This window comes from Streptomyces sp. CB02056, from assembly GCF_001905545.1.
In the GTDB taxonomy this organism is placed as follows: domain Bacteria; phylum Actinomycetota; class Actinomycetes; order Streptomycetales; family Streptomycetaceae; genus Kitasatospora.
The window spans coordinates 338,000-349,802 of the sequence record NZ_LIPD01000006.1 but is presented as its reverse complement, the minus strand read 5'-3'; the positions used below and the strand labels follow the sequence as shown (position 1 = coordinate 349,802).

Genomic DNA, 11,803 nt, shown 5'->3' with positions numbered 1-11,803 from the left:
GTCAGGCGGAGAGGCGGTACACGGCGCCGGAGCGGCGGCCGGTGATCACCCGGACGTGGCCGGAGAGGGCGTCGTCCAGGTCGGGGTCGCCGGTGTCCAGCAGCAGCGGGCGGCCCGCCAGGGCGGCGAGCTTCGCCTCGGTGGCGAGCACCAGCAGCCGTTCCCGGCCCGCGGCGCGCAGCAGTTCGGGGGTGAGCTGCTGGTTGCCGCGGCCGAGCAGGAAGCCCTGGCCGCCGATCGGGGAGAGGGCGATGCAGGGGGTGGTGGGCAGGGCGCGCAGCTGGTCGGCCCGGGCGTCGCGGATCAGGAGGCGGGCGGCGGTGGCGAGGCCGTCGGCGTGGCCGGGGCCGAGGGCGCTCGCGGGGCCGAGCCGCAGCAGGTCGACGCCGGTCAGGCTGGCGCCCGGCGCGCCGAGCGCGGTGGCCACCGCGTAGGTGGTGCTGCCGGGCCCGAGGAGCAGCAGCCCGCCGGGGCCGACGCGTTCGGCGACCTCGGCGGCGAGGCCGGCCGGTGTCCCCGGGTCGGGCCCGGAGCTGCCGGTCTTGCGCTGCTGGACCCGGGCAGGCAGCACGGGGACGGTCAGTCGGCCGTACAGCCGGGCGGAGACCCGGCCGGCCCGCAGCGCGGCCTCGTCCCGGTCCACCACCTCGGCGGCCGTCAGCCGGACGCCGCGGCCGGCCGCCCAGGCCGCCGCGACCTCGGCGGCGGCCCGGGGGTGGACGGCGAACACGGCGGAGTGCATCTTGACCCCGGCGGGGATGCCGAGCACCGGCACCCGGGGCTCGGGCCCGAGTGCGTCCAGCACGTCGCGGGCGGTGCCGTCGCCGCCGCAGAACAGCAGCAGCCCGGCGCCGGCCGCGACCAGGGCGCGCACCGCCGCCCGGGTGTCGGCGGCTGTGCTCGGTTCCCCGGTGCCCGGTGCCCCGGCGGCCCGCGGCCCGGTGCTGTGGTGGACGACCCGCGCGGGCCGGCCGGCCGCCCGCACCGCGGCGGCGCCCATCGGGCCGTCGACGGTGATCAGTTCGACGTCCGGCGGAAGTTGACTGATCGTCAGCGAGGCCCGGGCGACGGCCTGCGGCCGGGCCCCGAGCGCCAGGGCCCGCCGCTGGACCTCGGCGCCGTCGCTGCCCTTGAGGCCGACCAGGCCGCCGAGGCCGGCGACCGGGTTGACCACCAGCCCGATCCGGGCGCCCGGGGCGGAGGTCACGGCCGCTCGCCCAGGACCTTGCGGCGGTAGGCGCGCCAGCTGACCGCCCAGACCGCCGGGTCGTCCAGCGGCTCGTGCCGGATCCGGTGCACGGTGGAGTTGTGCGGCGCGGTGCGGACGGTCTCCGGGTCCTCGTACGCCTCGCGGGCGACCTCGGCGAGGATCGCCGCGTACTCGTCCAGGTCGGCCCGGGAGTAGGACTCGGTGGGCTCCAGCGTCATCGGCTCCGGGACCACGTACGGGTGATGGCTGGTCCAGTAGTGGGTGCCGAAGTCGGCGGCGCGGTAGCCGAGGTCCTCGCTGTGCAGGCCGGTGTCCTCGTTGAGCTGCTGCCAGCTGTAGCGGACCTGCTCGACCCGGGGGCGGCCCTCGGCGTACGGGACGGAGACGCCGCGGATCCGCCGCACCCGGTGCAGCAGGTAGTTGTTGTTGAGCACGGCGGTCTCGGCGGCCTCGCGCAGCCCCTCGGCGCCCAGGGCCGTGATCCAGGCGTAGGCGCGCACCAGGTTCGGCACGACGCCCAGGTAGGGGCGGATCTTGCCGACCGAGTCCGGCCGGTCGTCGTCCAGGACGTACCGCTCGCCGTCGAACTCGACGGTGGGGCGCGGCAGGTAGGGCGCGAGTTCGGCGGTGACGCCGCAGGCGCCGGCCGCCGGTCCGCCGCAGGCGTGCGGGGTGGAGAAGGTCTTGTGGAGGTTGAAGTGGCACAGGTCGAAGCCGGCCTCGCGGGCCCGGGTGATGCCGAGGATGCCGTTGGCGTTGGCCTGGTCGTAGGCGCACAGGCCGCCGGCCTCGTGGACGATCCGGACGAACTCGGCGATCCGGGGGTTGTAGATGCCGGTGTCCTCGGGGTTGGTGATGAGCAGCGCGGCGGTGCGCGGGCCGACGGCGGCGCGCAGCGCCTCGATGTCGGGGTAGCCGTCGGCGTCGGGGTGCAGGGTGATCACCCGGAAGCCGGCGGTCTTGGCGCAGGCGGCGTTGGAGGGGTGGGAGAAGGCGGTGGTGATGATCTCGTCGCGCTGCTCCAGTTCGCCGCGCGCGGCGTGGTGGGCGCGGATCACCGAGACGTTGGTCCAGATCGCCGCCGAGCCCGCGCCGGGCTGGAGGCTGACCCGGTCCATGCCGGAGACCTCCTTGAGCAACTGCTCCAGCCGGTGGACGAGTTCGAGCACGCCCTGGACGGTGGAGGGGTCCTGCGCGGGGTGCAGGGCGGCGATCCGGGGGTCGCGGACGAAGGTGTCGTTGACCTTGGGGCTGTACTTCATGGTGCAGGTGCCCTGGCCGACGTCCACGTTGAGGTCGGCGCCGAGGTTCTCCTGGGAGAGCCGCAGGTAGTGCCGGAGCACCTGCTGCTGGCCGAGTTCGGGCAGGGCGGGCGGTGTGGCGCGGCGCAGCGCGGCGGGCAGCCGTTCGGCCGGGTCGCCGACGGCGGCGGTGACGGCGGCCTCGGGCAGCGGGGGCAGGACGCCGCGCTCGCCGGGGGCGCCGAGCTCGAAGACGAGCTTCTCGTCCCAGCGGGCCTGGTGGAAGCGGCGCAGGGCGGGTTTGGGGGCGATCCGCGGGTCCACCGGCTCGCTGTTCTGACGGTTCGTCACTTCGCGATCTCCTCAAGTGCGTCGGCGAGGCGGTCGATGTCGGCCCGGGTGTGCAGCTCGGTCACGCAGTAGCGGCCCTCACGGGCGCCGGCCTCGTCGGCCCCGACCGGGGTGCCGCCGTGCAGGCCGCGGGCGAGCAGGGCCTCGGCGATCTCCGCGGCGGTGCGCTCGCCGGTGTAGCGGACGGTGAAGTCGGCGAAGTGGACGGCCCGCGGGTCCGCGAGCTCCACGCCGGGGACCTCGGCCAGCCGCTGCCGGGCGTAGGCGGTGTTGGCGAGGATCGTCGCGCCGATCTCCCGCATGCCGTGCGGGCCCATCAGCGTGAGGTAGACCCCGGCGGCGATGCCGTGCAGGGCGGCGGCGGTGCCGACCCACTCCTTGCCCTCCTCGCGCACCGCGAAGGAGGTGCGCTCGTACGCGACGTCGCCGAAGCCGTACTCGCCGGGGACGTCGGTGGGGACGAGGCCGAACAGCCGGCTCGGGTACTCGGCGACCAGGCGCTCGTCGTCCGGGCTGCCGATGAAGCCCGCGTTGCCGCCGCCGTAGCTCGGGTGGATGCCGAGCGGCTGGAGGTCGCCGCAGGTGAGGTCGGCGCCGAGCTCGGCGGGCGGGGTGAGCACGCCGAGGCTGAGCGGGTTGACGTGGGCGACGGCCAACGCGCCCGCCTGGTGGGCGAGTTCGATGTAGCTCGGCAGATCCTGGTCCACCCGGCCGTCGTGGTCGGTGAGCTGGGCGTAGACGGCGGCCGCGTCGCCCTCGGCGAGCGCGGCCCGGACGGCGGCGGGATCGGCCGGGACGAGGACGAGCTCGTGGACGCCCCGGACGTAGTCGCGGATCCGTGAGATCCGGTCCGGGTCGATCGCGCCGACCAGCACCAGCCGGCGCCGCCCGGTGGCCCGTCCGGCCATCCGCAGCGCCGTCGCGGCGGCCTGGAACCCGTCGTACGTCGGCACGTTGACGACGTCGACGGCCAGCAGCTCGGCCATCAGCGACTGGTACTCCCACAGTGCCTGGAAGCGGCCGTGGTCCTCGTACGGCTCGCCCGCGTAGGCGGTGAGGAACTCGCTGCGGTTGACGATCTCGTCCACCACGGCGGGCACGTGGTGGCGGTAGCAGCCGGCGCCGAGGAAGCTGCGGCCCGGCGGGACGGCGGTGTTGCGGGAGAGCAGCTCCTCCATGTGGGCGACCAGCCGGGCCTCGGAGCCGAGCGGCTCGGGCAGCCGCAGCGGGCGGTCCAGCCGGAGGGCGGCCGGGATGTCGGCGTAGAACTCCTCGACGTCCTGGGCGCCGACCTCCGCCAGCATCGCTTTCCTCACCTGCGGGGCGGAGTTGGGGATGTACGGGTGGGTTCGGGGGACGCGTGTGCTCATGCTGGCACCTTCCGCGATTTCAGTCACAAGCCTTGACGGGGTTGTGAATGCTGAGTTCTGTATACAGCATTCGGCATTCACCAGTCGGGAGGCAAGATGTCCGCACGAACCCGGCACAAAAAAGATCCCCAACCAGCCCGTGACCAGGGCGAATTGAGATCAGGTCCGGCACGGCGCCGGATCCTCTCCGCCGGACTCGCGGGCGGCGCGCTGCTGATGGCCGGCGCCACCGGCTGCGCGACCGGCGGCGCCGGCGGCACCAGTGCCAAGCAGCTCACCGGCAGCCCGGGCGCCGCCCTCTCCGGCAAGGTCGTCATCTGGTCCTGGGACGTCGCCGCCAAGGCCATGCAACGGCTCGGCAAGGCCTTCGAACAGGCCCACCCCGGCACCACCGTCGACGTGGTGGACATCGGCTACGACAACGCCTACGACAAGATCTCCGTCGGGTTCGGCGCCGGCAGCGGGCTGCCCGACATCCTCACCGTCGAGGGCCACAAGCTGCCCACCTACATCGGCAACTTCCCGAACGGCCTGGTCGACCTCACCAGTCGCGCCGCAGGCCTCAAGTCCCAGTACGCTGAGGCGTCCTGGCGGACCGTCACGGATGCCAAGGGCAAGGTCTTCGCGCTGCCCTGGGACAGCGGGCCGTGCGCCCTGTTCTACCGGCGCGACCTGTTCCAGCAGGCCGGCATCGACCCGGCCGGCCTCGCCACCTGGGACGACTACCTCACCGCCGGCACCGCGCTCAAGGCCGCCACCGGCAGGAAGCTGCTCATCCTGGACGCCAAACAGGACAGCTTCTTCGCCATGCTGCTCCAGCAGCAGGGCCAGCGCTGGTTCACCGACGGCAAGGTGGCCGTCGCCACCCCCGCCGCCGAACGCGCGCTCACCCTGCTCAAGCAGCTCGTCGACCGCGACCTGGTGGACTTCGAGAACGGCTGGTCCGGGCTCGTCTCCGGCACCCACGACGGCAAGGCCGCCACCACCCCCACCGCCGCCTGGTGGGACGGCACCCTCACCAGCGACATGGCCGACCTCGGGGGGAAGGTCGGCGTCGTCCCGCTGCCCGCCTTCACCCCCGGCGGCCCCCGCACCTCCAACAGCGGCGGCTCCACCCTGTGCGTCACCGCGCAGAGCCGGAACCCGGAGACGGCCTGGGCCTTCCTCTCCTTCCTGCTCGCCGACAAGGCCAACCAGGCCTCGATGATGCAGCACGAAGGCCTCTTCCCCGCCTACCTCCCCGCCCTGGACGACCCGTACTTCCAGCAGCCCGCCCCCTATTACGGCGGCCAGCCGGCCATGCAGCTGTTCGCCGGACTCACCCGCGCCATCCCCACCGTCGAGCTCACCGCCGACGACTCCAAGGCCGGCGACATCGTCACCACCGCCGTCAACCAGGTGCTGCACAACGGCGCCGACCCGGGCACCGTCCTGCGCTCCGCCGCCCGCCAGATCGCCACCGCGACCGGCCGCCAGACGGTCGGGTAGGCGGGCCCGATGACCAGCAGCCTCCCGGCCACCCTGCGCAAGCCGTCGGCGACCACCCAGGCCGCCCCCGCCCGCCGCCGACGCTCCCCACGCACCGCCGCCTGGCTGTTCGCCGGGCCCACCACCGCGCTCTTCGTCGCCTTCTTCGCCTATCCGCTCGGCGCCAGCCTCTACCAGAGCTTCACCGCCCGCCGCGACGGCGCCGACGTCTGGGTCGGCCTGGACCAGTACCGGCGGATGCTGCACGACCCGGCCTTCCTGCACTCCCTGGTCAACACCGGTCTGATCCTCGCCGTCCAGGTGCCCGTGATGATCGGCCTCGCCCTGGTGCTCGCCGTCCTGCTCAACCAGTCGTGGCTGCGGTTCCGGGCCGGCTGGCGGGCGGTGTTCTTCCTGCCCGCGATCACCACCCTGGTCGCCTACGCCGTGGTCTTCCAGGTCCTGCTGCGCACCGACGGCGGCCTCGCCAACCAGCTCCTCCAGGCGCTCGGCCTCGGCCCGGTCGACTGGCTCAACTCGCCCACCTGGGCCCGGATCTCGCTGATCGGCTCGGTCACCTGGCGGTGGACCGGCTACAACGCCGTCATCCTGCTGGCCGGACTGCAGGCGATCGGCCGCGACCAGTACGAGGCCGCCGCCCTCGACGGCGCCGGCACCGTGCGCACCTACAGCGGCGTGATCCTGCCGCAGCTGCGCCCGGTGGTGCTGTTCTGCGTCATCACCTCCACCATCGGCACCCTGCAGCTCTTCGACGAGAACTACGTACTGACCCGCGGCGGCCCCGGCGACGCGACCCTCACCCCGGTGGTCTACCTCTACAAGGTCGGCTTCCAGCAGCTCGACTTCGGCTACGCGGCCGCCATCGCCTGGGTGGTCGTGCTGATCATCGCGGCGGTCTCGCTGCTCCAGTTCCGGCTCTACGGAAGGGAACGCCGCCGATGACCACCGCCACCCCCACTGCCGCTCGCAGTGCCGCCACCACCGCGCCGCGTCGCGGCGGCCGCGCCCCGCTGCCCGCCCGTCTCGGCCGGATCGCCGTCCTCGCCGCCCTCACCCTCGGCGCCGTGCTCAGCCTGGTGCCCTTCGCCTGGATGCTGATCGCCAGCACCCACAGCAGCTCCGAACTGTTCCACTCCCCACCGCCGTTCCTGCCCGGCGGCAACCTGCTGCGCAACCTGGCGCACCTCCAGGAGACCATCGGCTTCGGCCGGGTCATGCTCAACAGCCTCGGGATCGCCGTCGTCTACACCGCGCTCAGCTCGCTGCTGTCCGCGATGTGCGGCTACGGGCTGGCCAAGTACCGCTTCCGCGGCCGCGGGCTGCTGCTCGGACTGGTGCTGGCGACCATGATGATCCCGTTGCAGGTGCTGCTCGTCCCGCTGTTCCAGATGATGGCCAGCCTCGGCTGGATCGACAGCTACCAGGCGGTGATCGTCCCCTTCCTGGCCAACTCCTTCGGCATCCTGCTGATGCGCCAGGGCTTCCTGGACTTCCCCGACGAACTCCTGGAGTCGGCCCGGATCGACGGCTCCGGCGAGCTGCGCACCTTCTACCAGGTCGTCCTGCCGTGCGTACGGCCGCAGTTGGGCGCGCTGGTGATCTTCACCTTCATGGGCCAGTGGAACGGCTTCATCTGGCCGCTGCTGATGCTCAACACCGAGGACAAGTACACCGTGCCGGTCGCGCTCAACACGCTGACCGGGCTGACCCACGTCGACTACTCCGGCCTGATGCTCGGCTCCTTCCTGGCCACGCTCCCGCTGATGGTGCTCTTCCTGCTCTTCCAGCGGCAGTTCGTGGCGGGCCTGCTGGGCGGAGCCGTGAAGGGATGACCGCGACCGTGACCACCGACCGCCTGACCGTGACCACCGACCGCCTCACCCGGGTGCCCGGCCTGCTGTACGGCGGGGACTGGAACCCCGAGCAGTGGCCCGAGCAGGTGTGGGCCGAGGACGTGAAGCTGATGGCCGAGGCCGGGGTCAACCTGGTCACCGTCGGCGTGTTCTCCTGGGCCCGCCTCCAACCCGACGCCGACAGCTGGGACTTCGGCTGGCTGGACCGCCTGTTCGACCTCTGCCACCGGCACGGCGTCGCCGTCGACCTGGCCACCGCCACCGCCTCCCCGCCCGCCTGGCTGGTCCGAGCCCACCCCGAACTGCTGCCCGTCACCGCCGACGGCGTCCGGCTGGAGTTCGGCTCGCGCCAGCACTACTGCCCCTCCTCGCCCGCCTACCGCGAGGCCGCCGTCCGGCTCACCCGGGCGCTCGCCGAACGCTACCGCCACCACCCCGCGCTCGCCCTGTGGCACATCCACAACGAGTACGGCGACCACGTCCAGGAGTGCTTCTGCCCCGACTCGGCCGTCGACTTCCGCCGCTGGCTGCGCGAACGGCACGGCGGCATCGAGGAGTTGAACCGCTCCTGGGGCACCGCCTTCTGGTCGCAGCGCTACACCTCCTTCGAGCAGATCGAGCCGCCGCGCACCGCGCCCGGCCCGGTCAACCCCACCCAGCTGCTGGACTGGCGCCGGTTCTGCTCGGACGCGCTGCTCGCCCTGCACCGCGCCGAGAAGGCCGTCCTGGACGAGGTCTCGCCCGGCGTCCCCGTCACCACCAACTTCATGTCGATGCTCAAGGCGCTGGACTACTGGGAGTGGAGCCGGCACGAGGACCTCGTCTCCGACGACGCCTACCCCGACCCGGCCGACCCGCGCGCCCACGTCAACGCGGCGATGAACTACGACCTGATGCGCTCGCTCAAGGGCGGCCGCCCCTGGCTGCTGATGGAACAGGCCCCCTCCGCGGTCAGCTGGCGGCCGGTCAACGTGCCCAAACGCCCCGGCCTCTACCGCCTCTGGTCGCTCCAGGCACTCGCCCGCGGCGCCGACGGTGTCCTGCACTTCCAGTGGCGCGCCTCGGTGGCCGGAGCCGAGAAGTTCCACAGCGCGATGCTCCCGCACCGGGGCACCGCCGCGCGCGGCTGGCAGGAGACCGTCCGCCTCGGCGCCGAACTGCGCCGCCTCGGCGAGATCGCCGGCAGCCGGCTGCGCGGACGGGCCGCCGTCCTGCTCGACTGGGACAGCTGGTGGGCGCTGGAACTCGACGACCACCCCTCCGCCCGGATGCGCTGGCCCGAACTGCTCCGTCCCTGGTACGCGGCGCTGCACGAGCGCGGCGTCACCGTCGACTTCGTCCCGCCCACCGCCGGGCTCGACGGCTACCCGCTGGTGCTCGCCCCCAACCTCTACCTGCTCGACACCGCCACCGCCGACCGGCTCACCGCCTACGTACGGGACGGCGGCCGGCTGGTCTGCGGCCCGTTCAGCGGCATCGCCGACCGGCACGACCACATCCACCCCGGCGGCCACCCCGGGCCGCTGCGCGAACTGCTCGGGATCGTCGTGGACGAGCACTGGCCGATCCCGGACGGCGCGACCACCGCCGTACGGCTGGACGGCGCCGCGCCTGACGGCCCCCGGTCGGACGGCGCCGAGGCGCACGCCGAGCCGCACGGCGCCGACCTGCGCGCCGAGCGCTGGAGCGAGTGGATCGAGACCGAGGGCGCCGAGACCCTCGCCCGTTACGCCTCCGGCACGCTGGCCGGCCTCCCGGCCGTCACCCGCAACCGGCTGGGCGCCGGCACCGCCTGGTACCTCAGCTGCCATCTCGGCGCCGACACCGGCCGGGTGCTCGACCTGCCGCTCGCCGAAGCCGGCGTGGGCGCCGAACTGCCGGACCTCCCGGCGGACGTCGAGGCCACCCGCCGCCACGCCGCCGACGGCCGCCAGTACCTCTTCCTGCTCAACCACGGCGGCGTCGAACGCCGGGTGCCCCTCGACACGCCCGGCACCGACCTGCTCACCGGCGCCGCCACCGGCGACGCCGTCACCCTCGCGCCGCTCGGCGCCGCCGTCCTCCGACTCCCCGCCGCCGAGGAGCGCCCGTGAACCCGCTGACCCGCCGCCACTTCCTCGCCGCCTCGGCGGTCGCCGCCGCCGGCACCCTGGCCGCCCCGGCCGCCGCCCACGCCCAGGATGGACCGGACACGGTCGACGGCGAGCGCTACGCCGACGTCCTCGACCTGCACGGCACCCCCGCCCAGGCCTACCCGGGCGACGCCCGCGGCAACAACCCGATCACCGTCTTCGCCGACCTCGGCGCCTGGCACGCCTACGCCCTGCCCCGCCCCACCGACCCCCAGGGCGGCTTCACCGGCCCGCTGTACCTCGCCCAGGAGTACCCCTGGTGGCTCAGCGACGGCCTGACCCGCCTCCAGCTCACCGAACAGGGCCGCCCCCTGGACCTCACCGCCGGCGCCCCCGCCCGCGGCACCTCGCTGCCCGGCCTGCTGCGGCTCACCCACGACCTCGGCGGCGGCCTCGCCCTCACCCTGGACCTGCGCTTCGCCGGCAACCGCACCGCCCTGCTCCGCGCCCGGCTCGCCAACACCGGCCCGGCCGTACGGACCCTCGCCGCCGCCTGGACCGGCCGGCTGCTGCGCCCCGCCACCGGCCCCCAGCGCGAGGCACCGAAGCTGGTCGCCGCCGAACGCGGCGTGGAGGTGCGCTTCGCCAAGGTCCGGCAGACCTGGGACTACCTCACCGACGGCACCGAACGCTTCGCCGTCCGCCACGCCCGGCCCGTCCGGGTCGTGCTGAGCGCCGACGGCGACGGCCACCGCACCGAACTCGCCGAGCCCGTACGGCTGGCGCCGGGGGAGACCCGCAGCCTGGACTGGACCGAGAGCTACACCTTCACCGAGGCCGAGTACGCCCGCGCCGCGAAGGAGGCGGACGCCGCGCTGCGCACCCCGGAACGGGTCGCGGCGGAGGGCACCGCCCGCTGGCACGGGTACCTCGTCCGCGCCACCGAGGGCGTCCCGGCCGCCCGCCGCCGTACCGCCGCCAAGTGCGTCCAGACCCTGGTCACCAACTGGCGCAGCCCGGCCGGAAGGATCCGGCACGACGCCGTCACCCCCACGCTCTCCTACAAGTGGTTCAGCGGGGTCTGGGCCTGGGACACCTGGAAGCAGGCCGTCGGCACCGCCGCCTTCGCCCCCGGCCTCGCCGCCGACCAGATCCGCGCCGTCTTCGACCACCAGGTCCCGTCCGGCTCCGCCGAGCGCCCGCAGGACGCCGGGATGGTCCCCGACTGCGTCTTCTACAACGACCAGACCACCGGCGGCGGCAACTGGAACGAGCGCAACTCCAAGCCCCCGCTGGCCTCCTGGGCGGTCTGGGAGGTCTACCGGCGCAGCGGCGACCGCGCCTTCCTGCGCGAGATGCTGCCCAGGCTGACCGCCTACCGGGACTGGTGGTACCGCACCCGCGACCACCTCGGCGAGGGCCTGTGCCAGTACGGCGCCACCGTCGACCCGGCCAACGCCACCGCCGAGGACTGCCGGGAGGCGGCGGCCTGGGAGTCCGGCATGGACAACGCCCCGCGCTTCGACACCTCCGCCGTCGTCCCCAACCGGGACGCGCACGGCACACTGCTCGGCTGGTCGCTCGACCAGCGCTCGGTCGACCTCAACGCCTACCTCGCCGCCGACCACCGCCACCTGGCGCTGATCGCCGCCGAACTCGGCGACCGGCCCGCCGCCGACCGGCTGCGCGCCGGCGCCGACCGGATCGACACCGCCGTGCGCGACACCATGTACGACCCGGCCACCGGCTGGTTCCACGACACCGACCTGGGCACCGGCGCCCGGCTCACCGCCCGCGGCCGCGGCATCGAGGGCGCGATCCCGCTCTGGTCCGGCACCGCCACCGCCGCCCAGGCCCGTACCGTCCGCCGGCTGCTGCTCGACCCGGCCGAGTTCGGCACCGCCATGCCGTTCCCGACCGTGGCCCGCAGCTCGCCCTCCTTCGACCCCGGCGGCTACTGGCGCGGACTGGCCTGGCTCGACCAGACCTACTTCGCGATCGAGGGTCTGCGCCGCTACGGCTGGGAGCAGGACGCCCGGCGCACCGTCGAGCGGCTGCTGGCCACCGCCGCCGGACTGGCCGGCGACGGCCCGGTGCGGGAGAACTACGACCCGCTGACGGGGGAGGGGCACAGCTCGACCAACTTCAGCTGGTCGGCGGCGCTGCTGCTGCCCCTGCTGCGCACCTGAGCGGCTTTGTCTCCGGGCCGTCCGACCAG

The 11,803-nt window shown here is 74.1% G+C and carries 8 protein-coding genes; 5 read left to right on the top strand and 3 right to left on the bottom strand.

The window, feature by feature from the left end; all coding sequences use genetic code 11:
* Position 1: 1 nt before the first annotated feature.
* Genes AMK13_RS18655 through gcvPA form a run of 3 tightly spaced genes read right to left on the bottom strand, consistent with a single transcriptional unit; the run spans position 2 to position 4,172 of the window.
* Positions 2 to 1,207 (bottom strand): ATP-NAD kinase family protein, encoded by a 1,206-nt coding sequence (locus AMK13_RS18655; protein ID WP_074003195.1) that lies wholly within the window; start codon positions 1,205 to 1,207, stop codon positions 2 to 4.
* Positions 1,204 to 2,802, bottom strand: a complete 1,599-nt coding sequence (gene gcvPB, locus AMK13_RS18650) for an aminomethyl-transferring glycine dehydrogenase subunit GcvPB (protein WP_241852937.1) — start codon at positions 2,800 to 2,802, stop codon at positions 1,204 to 1,206. Before gcvPB ends, AMK13_RS18655 begins: the two co-directional genes overlap by 4 nt.
* Positions 2,799 to 4,172 carry an aminomethyl-transferring glycine dehydrogenase subunit GcvPA gene (gene gcvPA, locus AMK13_RS18645; protein ID WP_074003194.1) on the bottom strand — a complete coding sequence of 458 codons (1,374 nt, stop codon included), beginning with the start codon at positions 4,170 to 4,172 and terminating at the stop codon, positions 2,799 to 2,801. The genes gcvPB and gcvPA overlap by 4 nt, the downstream gene beginning before the upstream one ends.
* A gap of 153 nt (positions 4,173 to 4,325) precedes the next feature.
* Here gcvPA and AMK13_RS18640 point away from each other — a divergent pair, with 153 nt between their 5' ends.
* The 5 genes from AMK13_RS18640 to AMK13_RS18620 are packed head-to-tail and all read left to right on the top strand — an operon-like array spanning position 4,326 to position 11,774.
* On the top strand, positions 4,326 to 5,660 hold the full coding sequence (locus tag AMK13_RS18640) for an ABC transporter substrate-binding protein (RefSeq protein ID WP_074003193.1): 1,335 nt from the start codon (positions 4,326 to 4,328) through the stop codon (positions 5,658 to 5,660).
* 9 nt (positions 5,661 to 5,669) lie between these two features.
* Positions 5,670 to 6,602 (top strand): carbohydrate ABC transporter permease, encoded by a 933-nt coding sequence (locus AMK13_RS18635; protein ID WP_074003192.1) that lies wholly within the window; start codon positions 5,670 to 5,672, stop codon positions 6,600 to 6,602.
* Entirely contained in the window at positions 6,599 to 7,492 is an 894-nt protein-coding gene (locus AMK13_RS18630) for a carbohydrate ABC transporter permease (protein WP_079272267.1), read from the top strand. The genes AMK13_RS18635 and AMK13_RS18630 overlap by 4 nt, the downstream gene beginning before the upstream one ends.
* Positions 7,489 to 9,606 carry a beta-galactosidase gene (locus AMK13_RS18625; protein WP_074003191.1) on the top strand — a complete coding sequence of 706 codons (2,118 nt, stop codon included), beginning with the start codon at positions 7,489 to 7,491 and terminating at the stop codon, positions 9,604 to 9,606. The genes AMK13_RS18630 and AMK13_RS18625 overlap by 4 nt, the downstream gene beginning before the upstream one ends.
* A complete protein-coding gene (locus AMK13_RS18620; protein ID WP_241852936.1) occupies positions 9,603 to 11,774 on the top strand; it encodes an MGH1-like glycoside hydrolase domain-containing protein in 2,172 nt (723 codons plus the stop codon). The genes AMK13_RS18625 and AMK13_RS18620 overlap by 4 nt, the downstream gene beginning before the upstream one ends.
* The last annotated feature ends 29 nt before the right edge of the window (positions 11,775 to 11,803 follow it).

Bases quoted from the DNA above. Each gene is read 5' to 3' on its own strand.
- gcvPA (WP_074003194.1), bottom strand. From the start codon at position 4,172: ATGAGCACACGCGTCCCCCGAACCCACCCGTACATCCCCAACTCCGCC.
- AMK13_RS18630 (WP_079272267.1), top strand. From the start codon at position 6,599: ATGACCACCGCCACCCCCACTGCCGCTCGCAGTGCCGCCACCACCGCG.
- AMK13_RS18635 (WP_074003192.1), top strand. From the start codon at position 5,670: ATGACCAGCAGCCTCCCGGCCACCCTGCGCAAGCCGTCGGCGACCACC.
- AMK13_RS18625 (WP_074003191.1), top strand. From the start codon at position 7,489: ATGACCGCGACCGTGACCACCGACCGCCTGACCGTGACCACCGACCGC.